The 17,529-nt window shown below is 68.8% G+C and carries 19 protein-coding genes; 4 read left to right on the forward strand and 15 right to left on the reverse strand.

Annotated elements, in window-relative coordinates; translation table 11 throughout:
- Window positions 1-8: 8 nt before the first annotated feature.
- The 3 genes from GQ57_RS36475 to GQ57_RS44030 all read right to left on the reverse strand — a co-directional run bounded on the left by GQ57_RS36475 (window position 9) and on the right by GQ57_RS44030 (window position 2,628).
- Entirely contained in the window at window positions 9-1,346 is a 1,338-nt protein-coding gene (locus GQ57_RS36475; RefSeq protein WP_031399515.1) for a glutamine synthetase family protein, read from the reverse strand.
- A 29-nt stretch (window positions 1,347-1,375) separates the two neighbouring features.
- Window positions 1,376-2,161, reverse strand: coding sequence for a gamma-glutamyl-gamma-aminobutyrate hydrolase family protein (locus GQ57_RS36480; RefSeq protein WP_031399516.1), 786 nt, complete (start codon window positions 2,159-2,161; stop codon window positions 1,376-1,378).
- A 281-nt stretch (window positions 2,162-2,442) separates the two neighbouring features.
- Window positions 2,443-2,628 carry a hypothetical protein gene (locus GQ57_RS44030; RefSeq protein WP_041492976.1) on the reverse strand — a complete coding sequence of 62 codons (186 nt, stop codon included), beginning with the start codon at window positions 2,626-2,628 and terminating at the stop codon, window positions 2,443-2,445.
- Between the two features lie 453 nt (window positions 2,629-3,081).
- Here GQ57_RS44030 and GQ57_RS36485 point away from each other — a divergent pair, with 453 nt between their 5' ends.
- Together GQ57_RS36485 and GQ57_RS36490 are read left to right on the forward strand one after the other, a co-directional pair.
- A complete protein-coding gene (locus GQ57_RS36485) occupies window positions 3,082-3,633 on the forward strand; it encodes a cupin domain-containing protein (protein ID WP_031399517.1) in 552 nt (183 codons plus the stop codon).
- A 96-nt stretch (window positions 3,634-3,729) separates the two neighbouring features.
- Entirely contained in the window at window positions 3,730-5,220 is a 1,491-nt protein-coding gene (locus GQ57_RS36490) for an aldehyde dehydrogenase (RefSeq protein ID WP_034200448.1), read from the forward strand.
- A 52-nt stretch (window positions 5,221-5,272) separates the two neighbouring features.
- On the opposite strand, the gene GQ57_RS36495 is transcribed toward GQ57_RS36490, so the two are convergent.
- The 8 genes from GQ57_RS36495 to GQ57_RS36530 all read right to left on the reverse strand — a co-directional run bounded on the left by GQ57_RS36495 (window position 5,273) and on the right by GQ57_RS36530 (window position 11,986).
- Window positions 5,273-5,473, reverse strand: coding sequence for a heavy-metal-associated domain-containing protein (locus tag GQ57_RS36495; protein ID WP_031399519.1), 201 nt, complete (start codon window positions 5,471-5,473; stop codon window positions 5,273-5,275).
- Window positions 5,474-5,680: 207 nt separating this feature from the next.
- Entirely contained in the window at window positions 5,681-5,899 is a 219-nt protein-coding gene (locus GQ57_RS36500; RefSeq protein ID WP_034200449.1) for a hypothetical protein, read from the reverse strand.
- On the reverse strand, window positions 5,899-6,348 hold the full coding sequence (locus tag GQ57_RS36505) for a hypothetical protein (RefSeq protein WP_031399521.1): 450 nt from the start codon (window positions 6,346-6,348) through the stop codon (window positions 5,899-5,901). Before GQ57_RS36505 ends, GQ57_RS36500 begins: the two co-directional genes overlap by 1 nt.
- Window positions 6,349-6,406: 58 nt before the next feature.
- Entirely contained in the window at window positions 6,407-8,224 is a 1,818-nt protein-coding gene (glmS, locus tag GQ57_RS36510; RefSeq protein WP_034200450.1) for a glutamine--fructose-6-phosphate transaminase (isomerizing), read from the reverse strand.
- A gap of 50 nt (window positions 8,225-8,274) precedes the next feature.
- The gene (gene glmU / locus GQ57_RS36515) at window positions 8,275-9,636 is read right to left on the reverse strand and encodes a bifunctional UDP-N-acetylglucosamine diphosphorylase/glucosamine-1-phosphate N-acetyltransferase GlmU (RefSeq protein ID WP_034200451.1); all 1,362 of its coding nucleotides are present in this window, start codon (window positions 9,634-9,636) and stop codon (window positions 8,275-8,277) included.
- Between the two features lie 134 nt (window positions 9,637-9,770).
- On the reverse strand, window positions 9,771-10,766 hold the full coding sequence (gene ttcA, locus GQ57_RS36520; protein ID WP_031399524.1) for a tRNA 2-thiocytidine(32) synthetase TtcA: 996 nt from the start codon (window positions 10,764-10,766) through the stop codon (window positions 9,771-9,773).
- The gene (locus tag GQ57_RS36525; protein WP_031399525.1) at window positions 10,763-11,167 is read right to left on the reverse strand and encodes a dihydroneopterin aldolase; all 405 of its coding nucleotides are present in this window, start codon (window positions 11,165-11,167) and stop codon (window positions 10,763-10,765) included. Before GQ57_RS36525 ends, ttcA begins: the two co-directional genes overlap by 4 nt.
- Before the next feature lie 75 nt (window positions 11,168-11,242).
- Entirely contained in the window at window positions 11,243-11,986 is a 744-nt protein-coding gene (locus GQ57_RS36530) for an SDR family oxidoreductase (RefSeq protein WP_031399526.1), read from the reverse strand.
- Window positions 11,987-11,999: 13 nt separating this feature from the next.
- Between GQ57_RS36530 and GQ57_RS36535 the strand changes: the two genes are divergently transcribed.
- Window positions 12,000-13,193, forward strand: a complete 1,194-nt coding sequence (locus GQ57_RS36535) for a class I SAM-dependent methyltransferase (protein WP_031399527.1) — start codon at window positions 12,000-12,002, stop codon at window positions 13,191-13,193.
- A 240-nt stretch (window positions 13,194-13,433) separates the two neighbouring features.
- Entirely contained in the window at window positions 13,434-13,628 is a 195-nt protein-coding gene (locus tag GQ57_RS36540; protein ID WP_031399528.1) for a DUF2905 domain-containing protein, read from the forward strand.
- A 25-nt stretch (window positions 13,629-13,653) separates the two neighbouring features.
- On the opposite strand, the gene GQ57_RS36545 is transcribed toward GQ57_RS36540, so the two are convergent.
- The 4 genes from GQ57_RS36545 to GQ57_RS36560 all read right to left on the reverse strand — a co-directional run bounded on the left by GQ57_RS36545 (window position 13,654) and on the right by GQ57_RS36560 (window position 17,228).
- Window positions 13,654-13,875, reverse strand: a complete 222-nt coding sequence (locus GQ57_RS36545; RefSeq protein ID WP_031399529.1) for a hypothetical protein — start codon at window positions 13,873-13,875, stop codon at window positions 13,654-13,656.
- Window positions 13,876-14,026: 151 nt separating this feature from the next.
- Window positions 14,027-14,935 (reverse strand): carbohydrate kinase family protein, encoded by a 909-nt coding sequence (locus GQ57_RS36550; protein WP_031399530.1) that lies wholly within the window; start codon window positions 14,933-14,935, stop codon window positions 14,027-14,029.
- A complete protein-coding gene (locus GQ57_RS36555; RefSeq protein WP_031399531.1) occupies window positions 14,932-16,212 on the reverse strand; it encodes an AGE family epimerase/isomerase in 1,281 nt (426 codons plus the stop codon). The genes GQ57_RS36550 and GQ57_RS36555 overlap by 4 nt, the downstream gene beginning before the upstream one ends.
- Window positions 16,209-17,228, reverse strand: a complete 1,020-nt coding sequence (locus tag GQ57_RS36560) for a LacI family DNA-binding transcriptional regulator (protein WP_031399532.1) — start codon at window positions 17,226-17,228, stop codon at window positions 16,209-16,211. The genes GQ57_RS36555 and GQ57_RS36560 overlap by 4 nt, the downstream gene beginning before the upstream one ends.
- Between the last annotated feature and the right edge of the window lie 301 nt (window positions 17,229-17,529).

Genomic DNA, 17,529 nt, shown 5'->3' on the forward strand with positions numbered 1-17,529 from the left:
GTGCACGCTCAGACGTGCAGCAGCAGATGGCGGCGTTCCCACGAGCTGATCACGCGGAAGAACGCTTCGTATTCGGTTTCCTTCAGCGCGAAATACGCCTTCAGGAATTTCTGGCCGAGGATCTCGCCGAGCGGCTCGCACGCGGCCATCAGCGTCAGACCTTCCTCGAGGTTGCGCGGCAACTGGTACGGCAGGTCGTAGCCGTCGCTGACGAGCGGCTCGGTCGGCTCCAGGCGTTGCGTCATGCCGAGGTAGCCGGCCGCGAGGGTCGCGGCGAGCGCGAGGTACGGGTTGCAGTCGACGCCCGGAATGCGGTTCTCGATCCGGCGCGCGGCCGGCCCCGAGTGCGGGATGCGGAAGCCCACCGTGCGATTGTCGTAGCCCCACTGCACGTTGATCGGCGCGGCCATGAAGCGCGACAGCCGGCGGTACGAGTTGATGTACGGCGCGAAGATCGGCATCAGCGCGGGCGTGTACTTCTGCAGCCCCGCGAGATAGTTGTAGAACATCGACGTCGCGCCGCCGGTTTCCTGCGACGTGAACAGGTTCTGGCCGGTTTCCTCGTCGACGATGCTCTGGTGCACGTGCATCGCCGAACCCGGTTCGTCCTCCATCGGCTTGGCCATGAATGTCGCGTACATGTTGTGGCGCAGCGCGGCCTCGCGCACCGTGCGCTTGAACAGGAACACCTGGTCGGCCAGCGACAGCGCGTCGCCGTGCATGAAGTTGATCTCCATCTGCGCGGCGCCGACTTCATGGATCAGCGTGTCGATGTCGAGGTTCTGTGCTTCGCAGTACTCGTAGATATCCTCGAACAGCGGGTCGAACTCGTTGACGGCCTCGATCGAATACGACTGGCGGCCCGTTTCGGGGCGGCCCGTGCGGCCGACCGGCGGACGCAGCGGCAGATCCGGGTCCTTGTTCATGTCGACCAGGTAGAACTCGAGCTCCGGTGCGACCACGGGCTTCCAGCCCTTCGCCTTGTACAGGTCGAGCACGCGGCGCAGCACGTAGCGCGGCGAGATCTCGACCGGCGAGCCGTCGAAGTGCACGCAGTCGTGAATCACCTGCGCGGTCGGGTCGATGGCCCACGGGATCAGGCGGATCGTCGACGCGTCGGGTACGCACACCATGTCGGGGTCGGTCACGCCGGTCAGCGAGCCGTCTTCCGGATATTCGCCGGTGACGGTCTGCACCATCACGGCTTGCGGCAGGCGCATCGATTCGCCGGACGTGAACTTGTTGCGGGGCGTGATCTTGCCGCGCGCGATGCCGGCCATGTCGGGGATGATCGCTTCGATCTCGGTGATCCGGTGCTGCTTCAGAAAGTCTTCGATGTCGTGCATGTCTGTTCTCGTTGGATGGGTCGGCGCGCTCACGCGAGCGCGGCGGCGGCCATGGCGCGCGTGCGGGCGGCGCGGCGGGCGCGGCAGGCATCGCCGAAGGCGCGGAAGATCGCGCTCGACAGCGGGTCCTGCGCATGCTTCCACTCCGGATGCCACTGCACGGCAAGGGCGAAAGCCGGTGCATCGACGACGCTCACGGCCTCGATCAGGCCGTCCGGCGCGACGGCCTCGACGGCGAGGCCGGAGCCGAGCTGCGCGATGCCCTGCTTGTGCAGCGAATTCACGTGCACTTCGTCGCGGCCGCCGGCGAGCGCATGCAGCTTGCCGCCCGGCGTCAGGCGCACGACGTGCGCGGGGCCGTACTGCGTGTCCATCGGCGCGTCGTCGTCCTCGCGGTGATCGGCGAAGCCCGGCACGTCGTGCACGCGCTGGTGCAGCGTGCCGCCGCAGACGACGTTCAGCTCCTGGAAGCCGCGGCAGACGGCGAGCACGGGCACACCCGCGACGATCGCCGCGCGCAGCAGCGGCAGCGTGGTCGCATCGCGCGCCGGGTCGTGCTTCGTGCCGGGCGCGCTCGGTTCGCCGCCGTAGCGATGCGGCTCGACGTTCGAGTAGCTGCCGGTAAACAGCAGGCCGTCGACCGTATCGAGCACGTCGTCGACCGGCTGGCGATCGCCGAGCGCGGGCAGCACCATCGCGAGCGCGTGCGCGCCGTCGACGATCGCCGCGACGTATTTGTCGCCGACCGTATGCGACGCATGTGCGCCGATTTGCGTGTAGTCGGCGGTGATGCCGACGAGAGGTTTCCTTTCCATGACGTCAATCGGTTTCCGGAGGGCCGTTGCGTGGTCTTGCCGGCTGTGGCGAAACGCCGGCGTGCAACAGCCCCGCAGCCTGGCGCGAGGCGCAAGGCCGCTGGTGAATGGGCGCAGCGGAATGGCGTGGCGATCCGCGCTGCGCGCGACGATCAGGCCGTCGTTCGTTTCAGCGCGATACGCGACGCGGCAATGCATGCGCGAACGCGTGCCGTCACCGCATGGACGATGCGGTTGGCAAATCGGCGGATGAAACGAACGACGTGAAGAAAGGAGAGGCGCTACGGCAGCAGCGACGCCACTTCGTCGGTATCGACGGCAACGAAGGCGCGTGCGGAAACAGCGTTGTGACGTCGGACGGAACGACGGGACAGGATGGTGTAGATCGACAGGTGAAGCAGGCGAGGACTATGCCAGCCGCAACTGCCGTCGTCGGAAGCGGGCGCCGCGCTGCGCAAACTTCGCACATCGCCTCGATCCCACCTCACCAGAGGGCCACGGACTCTCACGATTACACTCGACTGGTTGTTGAAAGTATTGAACACCCGATCGTTTCAGCGCGCTGGGCGTTTAAAATAATCAAGGTGCCGGTTACGCGTTATTTACATTGATGGGCATCAATTTTGCGCTGCAATAACGTTTTTTGCTGCCCATGAAAGCTTGATGACGCTAACCTGAGAGCCAGCATATACGAGCCAAAAACGGCGTCAAATGTTTTTTAAAGGTGTTGCATCAGGGCTTTCCCGAGCAGTGCGAATAAAAGATTCTTAACGGGAATGGTTGACCTGGCGTTCATTATTTCGAACGCCTTTCAGGGTTTTCCCCGCTGATGAGCGGCATAAAGTGATTAGAATATTCAACGGCTGTCCACCGCGTCGTTTCACTTTGTCATCGCACTTATCGTGTCCGAAACCGAATCGATGTCCACCGAAGTAGCCGAGCGCCTGCGTTTCGTACGCAACAAGCATGGCCTGTCGCAACGCGAACTCGCGAAGCGGGCCGGCGTGACCAACGGCACGATCTCGCTGATCGAACAGGGGCGCGTGAGCCCGTCGGTCGGCTCGCTGAAGAAACTGCTCGAATGCATCCCGATGAGTCTCGCGGAGTTCTTCACGTTCGAGCTCGTCGAATCGCGGTCGGTCGTGTCGCGTCGCGACGAAATGCCGAACCTCGGCAACGACACGCTGGCGTTTCACCTGGTCGGCGCGAGCGTGAAGGATCGCAACATGTGCATCCTGCGCGAGATCTACCAGCCATATGCCGATACGGGCCCCGAGATGCTCGTGCACGCGGGGCACGAAGGCGGCGTCGTCGTGTCGGGGCGGCTCGAGCTGACCGTCGACGGCGCGACGTGGCTGCTCGACCCGGGAGACGGCTACTACTTCGAAAGCCGTTTGCCGCACCGTTTTCGCAATCCCAGCGCGGAACTGATCTGCGAGGTCGTGTCGGCCAATTCGCCGGCGACCTTCTGAGCTTCCGGCCGCGCGTCACCGCATTCGCTGCCGGCCGGCCGCGCGCCACGCGCGCGGCGCGCCGCGTCGCGAATGCCTAAAAACTGAGGCATCCTGATGAACAAGTTGACTTTGGCTGACTGGCAGGACAAGGCGGCGTCGCTCGAGATCGAAGGGCGCGCATTCATCGACGGCGCGTTGCGCGACGCGCAGGGCGGCAGGACATTCGACTGCGTGAGCCCGATCGACGGCCGCGTGCTGGCGAAGGTCGCCGAGTGCGGCGAGGCCGACGTGAACGCGGCCGTCGCGGCCGCGCGCCGCGCCTTCGACGCGGGCGTGTGGGCCGGCCTGAACCCGCGTGCCCGCAAGACCGTGCTGTTGCGCTGGGCCGGGCTGATGCGCGCCCACCTCGACGAGCTGGCCCTGCTCGAGACGCTCGATGCCGGCAAGCCGATCGGCGACACGACGACGGTCGACGTGCCGGGCGCCGCGTACTGCGTCGAATGGTTCGCGGAGGCGATCGACAAGGTGGGCGGCGAAGTGGCGCCCGCCGATCATCATCTCGTCGGCCTCGTCACGCGCGAGCCGGTCGGCGTGGTGGCGGCCGTCGTGCCGTGGAACTTCCCGATCCTGATGGCCGCGTGGAAATTCGGCCCCGCGCTCGCGGCCGGCAACAGCGTGGTGCTGAAGCCGTCCGAGAAATCGCCGCTGACCGCGATTCGCGTCGCGCAGCTGGCGTACGAAGCCGGCATTCCGGCCGGCGTGTTCAACGTCGTACCGGGCGCGGGCGAGCCCGGCAAGCTGCTCGCGCTGCATCGCGACGTCGATTGCATCGCGTTTACGGGTTCGACGGCGGTCGGCAAGCTGATCATGCAGTATGCGGCGCAGTCGAACCTGAAGCGGGCGTGGCTCGAACTCGGCGGCAAGTCGCCGAACATCGTGCTGCCCGATTGCCCCGATCTCGACCGCGCCGCGCAGGCCGCGGCCGGCGCGATCTTCTACAACATGGGCGAGATGTGCACGGCCGGATCGCGGCTGCTCGTGCATCGCGACATCAAGGACGCGTTCATCGAGAAGCTCGTCGCGGCCGCGCGCGCGTACGTACCGGGCAATCCGCTCGATCCGTCGGTGTCGATGGGGGCGATCGTCGACGGCATTCAGCTCGAGCGGGTGCTCGGCTATATCGAGGCCGGCCGCGGCGAAGGCCGGCTGGTCACGGGCGGCGCACGCGTGAAGGAGGAGACGGGCGGCTTCTACGTCGAGCCGACCGTGTTCGAGGTGAAGCCCGATGCGAAGATCGCGCGCGAGGAGATCTTCGGGCCGGTGCTGTCGGTGATCGTGTTCGACGACGTCGACGAAGCCGTGCGGATCGCGAACGATACCGAATACGGGCTGGCCGCGGCCGTGTGGACGTCGAACCTGACCACCGCGCACGACGTGTCGCGCCGGCTGCGCGCGGGCACCGTGTGGGTGAACTGCTACGACGAGGGCGGCGACATGAACTTCCCGTTCGGCGGCTACAAGCAGTCGGGCAACGGCCGCGACAAGTCGCTGCACGCGCTCGAGAAGTACACGGAACTGAAATCGACGCTGATCCGGCTGCGCTGACGCGCGGCCGGGCGCGGGCCCGCCGCCGTCGGGCGGCGGCCCCGCGGCGGCGTTACGCGGCGCGCAGCGCGGGGTGGAAGCCGGCGGCTTCGATGATCGACTGCACGCGCTCGGCGCCTTGCGCCGATTCGACCCTGACGATTTTCGCCGCGACGTCGATGTCGAGCTTCGCGGCGGGATCGGCGGCCGTTACCGCACGCGTGATCGCGTTGGCGCAGCCGCCGCAGGTCATGTCCTGGACTTCGAATTCCATCGTGTTCTCCTGAGTTGACGATTGACGAGCCCCGCCAGCATGAAGCTTGCCAGGGTGGGAAGGTCAAGTGCGTTCATGCGGATATGGACATATTCGCATGGTGGCGGGATGGGCGGGGAAGCCGCCCGGCGCCGCCGGTCGCCCTGCGAGGGCGGGAACCGGCCCGAAGGGGCGGCGGGCCGGCTGCTGCTGCGCCCGGGCGGTGGTTCAGCTGTGGCTGTCGATCCACGCGCGGGCCCATTCGAGCCCCGCTTCGCGGGCGTCGTCCTCGGTGTCGAACACGCCGAGCACGCCCGACGCCTCGACCAGCCGGTTGTTCTGCGTGATCGTGCCGCTCCCCGCGAAGCGTTCGGGTTGCAGGATCTCGTCCTGCTGCAGGATCGCGTGGCCCCAGATCTGGTAGCCGCGGTAGGTCTGTGCTTCCATTATCGAGTCACCTCCGCGGAACGGTTGCGTGTGCCGACCCGCAGCACATTGCCGTCCGGCGTGTATTGACGCGGGATGTCGGAGAAATTGAGCGCGTGCTGCGCGTCGGGCGCAGCCGGCTGCATCACCGTGAGACGGCCCGGCGCGGGCTGCGCGACGGGGCGCGGGGCGGGCGGCGTGTCGGGCGCGGCGGCGGGTGCGCGGGGCGCGGCCTTCACGGCCTGCGCGACGCGGCGCTTGTGCGGCTTCACCGCTGCCTTCGGCGTGACGCTCGCGTGCTTCTCCGCGCTTTTGCCGGCGTGCGCGTCGGCCGTCGCGCGCGCGGCCGGCGCACGGGCTGCCGGCAGCCGCGCCTCGGGCGGGTTCCAGACCTCGACGTAGTGCTCGGCCGCCCAGCCCGTCGACGCGAACGTCAGCGCCAGCAAACCGCATCCAAACAGTCTTACCATTGTTTCTCCGTCTGTCTCGCCGGCGCGCCGGACCGGCCGCGCCGGCTGGCGTCCCGCGTTACTCCACCGTCACCGATTTCGCGAGGTTCCGCGGCTTGTCGACGTCGGTGCCGCGCGCGCACGCGGTGTGGTACGCGAGCAATTGCAGCGGCACGACGTGCAGGATCGGCGACAGTTGCCCGTAGTGCTCCGGCATCCGGATCACGTGCAGGCCGTCGTCGTTGACGATCTGCGTGTCGGCATCGGCGAACACGTAGAGCTCGCCGCCGCGCGCGCGCACTTCCTGCATGTTCGACTTCAGCTTTTCGAGCAGCGTGTCGTTCGGCGCGACCGTGACGACCGGCATCGCCTCCGTGACGAGCGCGAGCGGCCCGTGCTTCAGTTCGCCGGCCGGATAGGCCTCGGCGTGGATGTACGAGATTTCCTTCAGCTTCAGCGCGCCTTCGAGCGCGATCGGGTAGTGCAGCCCGCGGCCGAGGAACAGCGCGTTTTCCTTGCGCGCGAATTCCTCCGACCACGCGATGATCTGCGGCTCCAGCACGAGCACGCTGTTCAGCGCGGCCGGCAGGTGGCGCAGCTGCTTCAGGAATTCGGCTTCCTGCGCGGCGTCGACGTGCCCGCGCAGCTTGCCGAGCGTCGCGGCCAGCACGAACAGCGCGACGAGCTGGGTCGTGAACGCCTTCGTCGACGCCACGCCGATTTCGGTGCCCGCGTGCGTCAGGAACTGCATCTCGGTCAGGCGCACCATCGCGCTCGTCGCGACGTTGCAGACGGCCAGCGTGTGCGCATGGCCGAGCGATTGCGCGTGCTTGAGCGCCGCGAGCGTATCGGCCGTCTCGCCCGACTGCGAGATCACGAGCACGAGCTGGCGCGGGTTCGGCACCGATTCGCGGTAGCGGTATTCGCTCGCGATCTCGACCTGGGTCGGGATCTTCGCGATCGATTCGAGCCAGTACTTCGCGGTGAGGCCCGAGTAGTAGCTCGTGCCGCACGCGAGGATCAGCAGGCTGTCGATGTCCGCGAACGCGGCGGGCGCGGCGTCGCCGAACAGCGTCGCATCGAACGCGTCCGTTTGCGGCACGGTGTCGCTGATCGCGCGCGGCTGCTCGAAGATTTCCTTCTGCATGAAATGGCGATACGGGCCGAGTTCGACCGCGCCGCCGTAGGCGCTCACCACGCGGACCTCGCGCTGCGCGAGCGCGCCGTGGCGGTCGACGATCTGCACGCCGTCGAGCGACAGCTCGCACACGTCGCCTTCCTCGAGGAACGTGAAGCGGTCGGTGCTGCCCGCGAGTGCCAGCGCGTCGGACGCGAGGAAATTCTCGCCGTCGCCGTGGCCGACGACGAGCGGCGACCCCTGGCGGGCGCCGACGACGGTGTGCGGCTGATCCTTGTGGATCACGGCGATCGCGTACGCGCCGTGCAACTGGCCGACCGCTTCGCGCACCGCATCGAACAGGTTGCCGCGATACAGGCTGTGCACGAGGTGCGCGATCACTTCGGTGTCGGTCTGCGACACGAAGGTGTAGCCCTTCGCGCGCAGCGCGTCGCGCAGCGACTCGAAGTTCTCGATGATGCCGTTGTGGACGAGCGCGAGCGCGTCCGACGAGAAGATCGGGTGCGCGTTGTGCGTGACGGGCGCGCCGTGCGTGGCCCAGCGCGTGTGCGCGACGCCCGTCGTGCCTTCGAGGTGCGACTCGCGCACCTGCGTGTCGAGATCGGCGACGCGTGCGACGCTGCGCGCGCGCTTCGGTGCGTCCGGCTCGAGCACGGCGACGCCGCACGAGTCGTAGCCACGGTATTCGAGGCGCCGCAGACCTTCGATCAGCACCGGAACGATATTACGCTGCGCAACTGCGCCGACAATGCCGCACATGAAATCTGCCTTCTATGTGGAGGCGGGTGCCCCAGGGCACCCGCGTGATATTAAGTTTTCTTCTTGACCGGGCGGACGTAGCCGCTTTTCGCGGTCTGGGTCTTCTCGTTCAACGCGAGCAGGCCGTCGGCCACGTCCTTCCAGATCGTCGTGCCGGCGGCGATCGTCACGCCGCGGCCGACGCGCACGGGCGCGACGAGCTGCGTGTCGGAGCCGACGAACACGTCGTCCTCGATCACGGTGCGGAACTTGTTCGCGCCGTCGTAGTTGCAGGTGATCGTGCCCGCGCCGATGTTCACGCGCGCGCCGATGTCGGCGTCGCCGATGTACGTGAGGTGGTTCGCCTTCGAGCCGTGGCCGATCACCGCGTTCTTCACCTCGACGAAGTTGCCGACGTGCGCTTCGTCCGCGAGCTGCGCGCCGGGGCGCAGCCGCGCGTACGGGCCGATCACGGTGTGCGCGCCGAGCTCGGCGCCGTCGATGTGGGTGAACGCGTCGATGCGCGTGCCCGCGCCGACCGACGCGTTGCGGATCACGCAGTTCGCGCCGATCGTCACGTTGTCGGCGAGCGTCACGCTGCCTTCGAACACGCAGTTCACGTCGATCGACACGTCGCGGCCGCAGTGCAGCGTGCCGCGCACGTCGATGCGCGCCGGATCGGCGAGCGTGACGCCTTCGACGAGCAGCGCTTCGGCGACATTGCGCTGGTGGATGCGTTCGAGCTCGGCGAGCTGCGCCTTGCTGTTCACGCCGAGCGTTTCCCATTCCTCGTCGGGCTGCGCGGTGACGACCTCGAAACCGGCCTCGATCGCGAGTTCGACGACGTCGGTCAGGTAGTACTCGCCCTGCGCGTTTTCGTTCTTCAGCGCGCCGAGCCACATCGACAGCTGGGCCGTGGGCGTGACGATGATGCCCGTATTGATCTCGGCGATCTTCAGTTCTTCCGGCGACGCGTCCTTCTGCTCGACGATGCGCGTGACGAAGCCGGATGCGTCGCGCACGATGCGGCCGTAACCGGCCGGATCGTCGAGCGTGACGGTCAGGATCCCGTAGCGGCCGTCGCGCGCGGCGTCGACGAGGCGGTGCAGCGTCGATGCGCGGGTGAGCGGCACGTCGCCGTACAGCACGAGGGTCGGCTGGGCGGGGTCGAGGAGCGGCAGCGCCTGGCGCACCGCATGACCGGTGCCGAGCTGCTCGGCCTGCACCGCGAACTGCACGTCGGGCGCGGCGACGGCGGCCTGGACCTGCTCGGCGCCGTGGCCGACGACGACGACGAGCCGGGACGGCTGCAGCGTGCGCGCGGTGTCGATGACGTGGGAGAGAAGCGGCCTGCCGGCCAGGGGATGAAGCACTTTCGGCAGCGCGGAACGCATGCGCTTGCCGGTGCCTGCCGCCAAAATCACGATATTCATGGCGCCAGCTAGTCAGAGGAGTTCGAAGCCGTCCATTTTAGCATGCGGCTCCCGGCGTTCCGGGCCTGCTGCGGCGCGGCAACAACGCCGGAACGGGCCGCCGGCGCGCCCGTTCCGGCGGGTTCCCGCCCCGATTACAGGTCGTCGAACTGGACGATCGAGATCGGCCGGGCGGCGCCCGCCGGCGCCGTGTCGTCGCCCGACGCGCACGGCTCCTCGTCGAACGCGATGTCGCCGAGCGGATCGGCTTCGCCGGTCGCGCGCAGCGACGTGAACGGGAACAGCGTCGTGTCCATCAGGTGCGACGGCACGACCTTCGCGAGCGCGTTGAACATGTTTTCGACGCGGCCGGGGAAGCGCTTGTCCCACTCGCGGATCAGCGCCTTCATCTCCGCGCGTTTCAGGTTCGGCTGGCTGCCGCACAGGTTGCACGGGATGATCGGGAATTCGCGCAGCTCCGCGTATTTCTCGAGATCGGTTTCCTTCACGTACGCGAGCGGGCGGATCACGATGTTCCTGCCGTCGTCCGACTGCAGCTTCGGCGGCATTCCCTTCAGCTTGCCGCCGTAGAACATGTTGAGCAGCAGCGTCTGCACGATGTCGTCGCGGTGATGGCCGAGCGCGATCTTGGTCGCGCCGAGCTCGCCCGCCACGCGGTACAGGATCCCGCGGCGCAGCCGCGAGCACAGCGAGCAGGTCGTCTTGCCTTCGGGCACGAGCCGCTTGACGATGCTGTAGGTGTCCTGGTTCTCGATGTGGAACGGCACGCCGACCTGCTTCAGGTATTCCGGCAGCACGTGCTCCGGGAAGCCAGGCTGCTTCTGGTCGAGGTTGACCGCGACGATGTCGAAGTCGATCGGCGCGCGCTCGCGCAGGCGCAGCAGCACGTCGAGCATCGCGTAGCTGTCCTTGCCGCCCGACAGGCACACCATCACCTTGTCGCCCTGCTCGATCATGTTGTAGTCGCCGATCGCCTGGCCGACCTGGCGCGCGATCCGCTTGAACAGCTTGTTGTTCTCGTACGCTTCCTTCTGTTCGCGGCGCGTCAGTGCCTGGCGGCCGGCCGGGGCGGCGGTCGCGTCGAGGGGGGCGGCGTCGGCCGCCGTGTCATTCATGTGGGGGGCGTTCATGCGCGCTCCTCGTCCTTGATGCGAAAGACTTCGACGCCGACGGCGTCGCAGTCCGGATAGGCGTCCGGTTTTTCGGTACGGACACGTACCGCGCGCACGGCATCGTGCGTCAGCAGGTGCGCGGCGATCGCGTCGCACAGCGTTTCCTGCAGGTGGATGTGGCCGCGCGCCACGCAGTGCGCGACGCTCTGCTTCATCAGGTCGTAGTCGACGATTTCATGCAGCCGGTCGTCGACGGGGGTGGACAGCGCGAGCGGCACGAACAGGTCGACATTGATGACGACGCGCTGCTCGCCGCGCTTCTCGTGTTCGAAGGCACCGATGTTGATGTGCACCTCGTAATCGCGCAGGTAGAGCCTGCGGCAATCCGCGAGGCGGGGGTGCAGGAGAGCGGAAAACATGGTCGTTCCAGTCAAATTGGCGTGCGCACACGCAAAGCGGCGCGGGCGGCGGCGGTCAGGCCGCGCCCGCGCGGTTCATTCATTCGGGCCGGCGGCAGGCGGCACGAGGTGCTCGCCGCCGTCGACGGTCAGCGTCGCGCCCGTGATGCCGGGCGCGCTCGCGAGATAGCAGACGGCTGCCGCGATGTCGTCCGCGTGCGGCGCATGACCGCGCACGAGCGCCGCGACCCGCACCTTCGGCGCGAGCGCGAGCGCCAGCGCCGGCGTCGCGCGGTTCAGCGCCGCCTGCATCAGCGCGTGCGACAGCTGCGCCGGCGCCGGGTGAAACAGCGCCTGGTCCAGCACGTGGATCGCGCATGCGCGCAGCGCCTCGTGCTCGCACGCGGCGTCGGGCGTCGCGTCGGCGAGCGCGCGCGCCAGCGCGAGCGGCGCCGTCACGTTGCGCGCCAGCGCGCCGGCCAGCGCCGCGCCGTCCACCGTGTGCGCGTCGTCGGCGCCTGCGCTGGCGCTCACGAACACCGTGCACGCGGGCCGGCCGAGCGCCGCGCCGCACGCGGCGACGAGCGCGGTCGCATCGGTTTCCAGGGCCAGATCGGCGTCGAGCACGACCGCACGGCGGCCGAGCGCCGCGACTTCGGCGACGAGCGCGGCGGCCGCGGCGCGCGGCGCGCCCTGGCCGCGCTGCAGCGCGACATCCCAGCCGCGCCGCGCGAATCCGGTTGCGAGCGCACGTCCGATCGACGCGGCGTCGGCGGCACTGCCCAAGGCGCCTGTGACGAGCGCCACGCGCTGCGTCGACGTATCGGCTGAAACGGTCATTTACAATGCCGGGATGAACCCGAAAGCTCACGAACCCGCTAGTTTACCTGCTCCCGGCCCTGACGCGCTCGCGCAGTCCGAAACCCTCGCCGCGCAACTGCGCGACGAGATCGCGGCGGCCGGCGGCTGGCTGCCGTTCGACCGCTTCATGGAGCGGGCGCTGTATGCGCCCGGGCTCGGCTATTACAGCGGCGGCGCGCGCAAGTTCGGGCGCCGCGCCGACGACGGCAGCGACTTCGTCACCGCGCCCGAGCTGTCGCCGCTGTTCGCGCAGACCCTCGCGCAACCGGTCGCGGAAGCGCTCGCGGCGAGCGGCACGCGCCGCGTGATGGAATTCGGCGCCGGCACCGGCAAGCTCGCGGCCGGGCTGCTCGCGGCGCTCGACGCGCTGGAGGCCGCGGTCGACGAATACCTGATCGTCGACCTGTCCGGCGAGCTGCGCGCCCGCCAGCGCGACACGATCGCGGCGGCCGCGCCGGCGCTCGCGGACAAGGTGCGCTGGCTCGACGCGCTGCCCGAACGGTTCGACGGCGTCGTGGTCGGCAACGAGGTGCTCGATGCGATGCCCGTGCGGCTGTTCGCGAAGGCGGGCGATGCATGGCGCGAGCGCGGCGTCGCGCTCGATGCGCGGCAGGCGTTCGTGTTCGAGGACCGACCGGCCGCGCCGGCCGGCCTGCCGCCGGCGCTCGCGGGGCTCGACGAGGCCGGCGACGGCTACGTGACCGAGACGCACGAGGCCGCACTGGCGTTTACGCGTACCGTCTGCACGATGCTCGGGCGCGGCGCGGTGCTGCTGGTCGACTACGGCTTTCCGGCGCACGAGTACTACCATCCGCAGCGCGACCGCGGCACGCTGATGTGCCACTACCGCCACCATGCGCACGACGACCCGTTCCTGTACCCGGGGCTGCAGGACATCACCGCGCACGTCGAGTTCACCGGCATCTACGACGCGGCCATCGCCGCCGGCGCCGACCTGCTCGGCTATACGTCGCAGGCGCGCTTCCTGCTGAACGCGGGCATTACCGATGCGCTGGCCGCGATCGATCCGTCCGACATCCACGCGTTCCTGCCGGCCGCGAACGCGGTGCAGAAGCTGATCTCCGAGGCCGAGATGGGCGAGCTGTTCAAGGTGATCGCGTTCTCGCGCGGCATCGACGGCACGCTCGACGCGTTCGCGCGCGGCGATCGCTCGCACGCGCTCTGACCAGGGGCCTATATATATGGAGCGCGCAAGCGAATGCCCGAGATCGCTCGTCGGGCAACGCGTGAGGAGCGCCGTCCGGCCGCACCGGACAAGCGGCGAACACCGCCGCCACACGGGCGATCGCGGGCATTCCCGTGACATGAATTCCTTGATGTGGGGTTGCCACGAGAACGGCCGCGCGCGTCGCGAGCGGCCTTCCTCGCGGCAACGCATGCGCAATCCTGTACACGGACCCTCGACATGCTGCGCTGGCTGATGACGTCGTTCGTCGCGGTGATGATCCTGACGCGCTGCTGGCCGTGGCTCGGCAAGCTCGGCATCGGGCGGATGCCGGGCGACGTCACGCTGACGCTCGGCGGGCGGCGCTACCCGTTCCCGTTCATGTCGACGCTGGTGCTGACGATGCTGGTATCGATGGTGGCGCGGCTGCTCTGAGCCGCGCCGGAACGGGCGGCGCGCGTTACAGCTCGATTTCGCCGAGGATCCGGTGCGCGAGCGCCTTCGCCTCGTCGAACGCTTCCTCCTCGCTGGGGCTCGTCGCGTGGACGTCGTAGCGCATGTTCTCGGTCTCGTCCCCGTCGTCCCGCGAGAGGATCACGTATCCCTGGAACTGCCCGTTGCCGGCATGCTGGGTATGCGCCTTGGCCGTGTAGATGCCTTTCGTGAACGTGTTGGTGTCCATCGTTGCTTCTCCCGCAAAACGACACTTCATCGTAGCACTGCGGCGCAGCATGTACAGCGCCGCTAATCGGTGACCGAACGGTGTCCGGTCGCGGCGTCCGGTCGCGATGCCCGGACGCGGTGCCCGGACGCGGTGCCCGGACACCTTCCCGTCAGCCCTCGATCAGCGCGACGACCTCGTCGAGCGTCGGCGCATGCGCGCCCGTATGCCGGCACGCGGCGGCGCCCGCCGCCAGCGCGAACGCGAGATGCTCGCGCCACGACCGCTGCGGCGCCGCCATCAGGCTGAACAGCATGCCGCCGATCGACGCGTCGCCCGCGCCGACGGTGTCGACCACCTCGACGCGCGGCGGGCGCGCCTCGTGCACGTCGCCGTCCGCATGGAGCGTCGCCGCCTGCGCGCCGCGCGTGACGAGCACGGCCGCGCGCGGGTTCAGCGCGCGCACGGCCGCGATCGCGTCGGGGCCGTCGTCGCCGAACAGGTGCCGCAGGTCCTCGTCGGACACCTTGATCAGGTCGGCGAGGGCGGCCATGCGTTCCAGCGTCGGCCGGTACGCGGCCGTCATCAGGTTCCGGACGTTCGGGTCGAAGCTGATCTTCACGCCGCGCGCGTGCAGGTCGGCCGCGAGCGCGGCCAGCGTGCCCGCGAGCGGTTCGCGCACGAGGCTGATGCAGCCGAAATGCGCCCATTTCACGTGGTCGGCCCAGCCGGCCGGCAGCCGCGCGGGATCGAACGCGAGGTCGGCGCTCGCTTCGCCGATGAAGAAGTACGCGGGCGGGCGGGTTTCGTGGACGATCGCGAGCAGCGGCGGCCGTGCGACGCGCTGCAGGAAGCGCAGGTCGAGCCCGGCCGCGTCGCTCGCGCGCCACAGCGCGTCGGAGAAGCAGTCTTCGCCGATCGCGCCCGCGAGCGCGCTCGGCACGCCGAGCCGCGCGACCGCGCGCGCGACGTTCCAGCCGGCGCCGCCCGGCACCGACGTCCACTGCGCATCGCCCGCGCGCACCATGTCGGTCAGGATGTCGCCTGCCGACACGAAAGACGGAAACGTGACGCCGCTCATTGCGTCGGCTCGCTGCGCGCCGCGCGCGCGAGGGTCGCGAGCACGTCGTAGCACGCGCCCATCGTGTGATAGTCGGTCTTGCCGGCCGGGCTCTTTTCGTCGCTGTACTTGCGGTTGTCGCAGGTGAGGATCCGGTACCACGCGCCGTAGCGATGATCGACGAAGTGCGCCCAGCTGTAGCGCCAGATCTCGTCGTACCAGTCCCAGAAGCGCTCGCTGCCGGTGCGCGCGCCGAGCATCGCGGCCGCCGCGAAGGTTTCCGCCTGCACCCAGAAGTACTTGTTGTGGTCGCAGATCGTGAAGTCGGGGCCGAAGCCGTAGTACAGGCCGCCGTGGTCGGCGTCCCACGCGTGCGTGAGCGCCGCGTCGAACAGCTCGGCCGCGCGCGGCACGAGCCAGTCGAGCGGGCGGTGCCGCTCGAGGATCAGCAGCAGCTTCGCCCATTCGGTCTGGTGGCCGGGCTGGAACCCCCACGGGCGGAAGATGTTCGAGCTGTCTTCCTTGTTGTAGTCCCAGTCCACCGACCAGTCCGCATGGTAGTGCTCCCACACGAGCCCGTCCGACAGCGCAGCCTGGCGCTGCGTCACGTGGCTGGCGATCTTTTCCGCGCGATCGAGATAGGTGAGATGGCCGGTCGCCTCGTAGGCCGCGAGCAGCGCCTCCGTCATGTGCATGTTGGCGTTCTGGCCGCGATACGACGACACGATCCAGTTCGGCGTCGCGTCGTCCGCGTAGAGGCCCGCGGCCGCATCCCAGAAGCGGTGTTCGGCGAGCTCGTAGGTCGCCGCGATCAGCGAGCGCGCCTCGTCGATGCCGGCCATCGTCGCGTGCGCGGCGGCCAGCAGCACGAACGCGAGCCCGTAGCAGTGGCGCGTGCCGTCGAGCGTCGCGCGCTTCGCGCCGTCGCGCCAGTCGAGTTCCCAGTCGTAGCCCTGCAGCGCGTCGTCCCAGTGCGCGTCGCGCAGGAAGCGCAGCCCGTGGCGCGCGTATTCGAGGTGGCGCGCATCGCCGAAATGCCGGTACGCCATCGCGTAGTTGAAGACGAACCGGCAACTGCTGACCAGATGGCGCGACGTGCGGTTGTAGACGCTGCCGTCGTCGCGGAAGTAGTGGTAGAAGCCGCCGGTCGGGTCGAACGCGTTGGTCGCGTAGAAACGCAGCGTGTCCTCGACATGCGACAGCAGGAACGACGGATCGCGGAAACTCGCGACGAACGGCGCGGCTTGCGCGTGGGCGGCCGGCGCGGCCGGGCAGGGTTGGACCGGGGGCATGTTCATGACTCAGTGACCGTGGCGGTATCGAGTGCCGGCGAGCCGGCGGGCTGGCTGCTGGCCCGCACGATCAGCTCGACGGGCAGGGAAATCTCGGTGTGCTCGGGCGCCTCGGCGAGCAGCAGCTCGACGCCGCGGCGGCCGAGCGCTTCCTTGTCGACCGCGAGCGTCGTGAGCGGCGGGTTCGCGTGCGCGGCCGCCGGGATGTTGTCGAAGCCGACGATCGCGATGTCGTCGGGCATGCGCAGCCCGCGCGCGGCGCAGACGCGCTGCGCGGCGAGCGCGGCCGCGTCGTTGTACGCGAATACCGCGTCCGGGCGCGGGCCCGGCGCGTCGAGCAGTTGCGCCATCGCGCGGGCGGCGCCGGTGTCGGGATCGAGCCCCGCGTCGATCGTCACTTCGTAGGCGGGATCGAACAGCCGCCCGGCCTCGAAGAACGCGCGCCGGTAGCCGATCGCGCGCTGCGCGATGCTGTAATGCGCGGGCGAGCCGCCGATGAACGCGATCCGCGTGCGGCCGGTGGCCAGCAGGTGACGCATCGCGAGCGCCGCGCCCGTCGCGTTGTCGATGTTCACCGAGCGCAGCCCCGGCGCCCACAGGTCGATCAGCACGAGCGGCCGGCCGGTGGCGGCGAGCGCCTCGATCGTCTCCGGCTCGATGAAGCCGGCCACCGCGATCGCGTCGGGCGCGTGCGGGCGCATCTGGCGCAGCACGTCGTCGTTCGGCCCGACCGTGAGCAGCGTCGGCACGATGCCGCGCTCGCGGCACGCGTCCTCGACGCCGTGCAGCACGTGCGAGAAGAACGGGCTCGCGGGGAAGCGGTTGTGCTGGCGGTGCAGCAGGAAGGTGAGCCGGCGGATGCGCGGCCGCAGCTGCGCGGGATCGTAGCCGAGCCGCTGCGCGATCTCGACGATGCGCGCACGCGTCGCTTCGGACAGGCCCGGCTGGTTCTTCAGCGCGCGGGAGACGGTGCCGATCGAGACCTCTGCCGCCCGCGCCACGTCGCGAATGGTGGTGCCCATCGTTCGGGTTCCGGTTTGTTTAGGGTGAAAGCGATTGTATAGTAAAACGTATCGAGGAATTCGGGCCGGATAGCCGGGGAATACCCGTGAATGAAGGGCTTTTAAGCGCTAATCTGCGAAAACGACGTTACTAAAAATACTAAACAAAACGCGGAAATGCCAAGGAGTGTGTGCGGGTGGGCGGTGGACGGGAAGCGGGCCGGCTTCGCGCGTTCGTGCCACGCTGGCTGGTTGCGTGCACCGGCTGAGGGGGAGCGGAGTAGTCGGGGAGTCGAGCAGCCCGGGAACTAGGGAACTAGGG

Source organism: Burkholderia sp. MSh2, assembly GCF_000731655.1.
In the GTDB taxonomy this organism is placed as follows: Bacteria; Pseudomonadota; Gammaproteobacteria; order Burkholderiales; family Burkholderiaceae; genus Burkholderia; species Burkholderia paludis.

What these genes read in the sequence shown, in the direction of transcription:
- GQ57_RS36540 (WP_031399528.1), top strand. Translation starts at nt 13,434, where the DNA reads ATGCTGCGCTGGCTGATGACGTCGTTCGTCGCGGTGATGATCCTGACG.
- GQ57_RS36475 (WP_031399515.1), bottom strand. Translation starts at nt 1,346, where the DNA reads ATGCACGACATCGAAGACTTTCTGAAGCAGCACCGGATCACCGAGATC.
- GQ57_RS36525 (WP_031399525.1), bottom strand. Translation starts at nt 11,167, where the DNA reads ATGTTTTCCGCTCTCCTGCACCCCCGCCTCGCGGATTGCCGCAGGCTC.
- GQ57_RS36500 (WP_034200449.1), bottom strand. Translation starts at nt 5,899, where the DNA reads ATGGAAGCACAGACCTACCGCGGCTACCAGATCTGGGGCCACGCGATC.
- GQ57_RS36555 (WP_031399531.1), bottom strand. Translation starts at nt 16,212, where the DNA reads ATGAACATGCCCCCGGTCCAACCCTGCCCGGCCGCGCCGGCCGCCCAC.
- GQ57_RS36560 (WP_031399532.1), bottom strand. Translation starts at nt 17,228, where the DNA reads ATGGGCACCACCATTCGCGACGTGGCGCGGGCGGCAGAGGTCTCGATC.
- GQ57_RS36480 (WP_031399516.1), bottom strand. Translation starts at nt 2,161, where the DNA reads ATGGAAAGGAAACCTCTCGTCGGCATCACCGCCGACTACACGCAAATC.
- GQ57_RS36545 (WP_031399529.1), bottom strand. Translation starts at nt 13,875, where the DNA reads ATGGACACCAACACGTTCACGAAAGGCATCTACACGGCCAAGGCGCAT.
- GQ57_RS36485 (WP_031399517.1), top strand. Translation starts at nt 3,082, where the DNA reads ATGTCCACCGAAGTAGCCGAGCGCCTGCGTTTCGTACGCAACAAGCAT.
- GQ57_RS36495 (WP_031399519.1), bottom strand. Translation starts at nt 5,473, where the DNA reads ATGGAATTCGAAGTCCAGGACATGACCTGCGGCGGCTGCGCCAACGCG.
- glmS (WP_034200450.1), bottom strand. Translation starts at nt 8,224, where the DNA reads ATGTGCGGCATTGTCGGCGCAGTTGCGCAGCGTAATATCGTTCCGGTG.
- GQ57_RS36530 (WP_031399526.1), bottom strand. Translation starts at nt 11,986, where the DNA reads ATGACCGTTTCAGCCGATACGTCGACGCAGCGCGTGGCGCTCGTCACA.
- GQ57_RS36490 (WP_034200448.1), top strand. Translation starts at nt 3,730, where the DNA reads ATGAACAAGTTGACTTTGGCTGACTGGCAGGACAAGGCGGCGTCGCTC.
- GQ57_RS36535 (WP_031399527.1), top strand. Translation starts at nt 12,000, where the DNA reads ATGAACCCGAAAGCTCACGAACCCGCTAGTTTACCTGCTCCCGGCCCT.
- GQ57_RS36505 (WP_031399521.1), bottom strand. Translation starts at nt 6,348, where the DNA reads ATGGTAAGACTGTTTGGATGCGGTTTGCTGGCGCTGACGTTCGCGTCG.
- ttcA (WP_031399524.1), bottom strand. Translation starts at nt 10,766, where the DNA reads ATGAACGCCCCCCACATGAATGACACGGCGGCCGACGCCGCCCCCCTC.
- glmU (WP_034200451.1), bottom strand. Translation starts at nt 9,636, where the DNA reads ATGAATATCGTGATTTTGGCGGCAGGCACCGGCAAGCGCATGCGTTCC.
- GQ57_RS36550 (WP_031399530.1), bottom strand. Translation starts at nt 14,935, where the DNA reads ATGAGCGGCGTCACGTTTCCGTCTTTCGTGTCGGCAGGCGACATCCTG.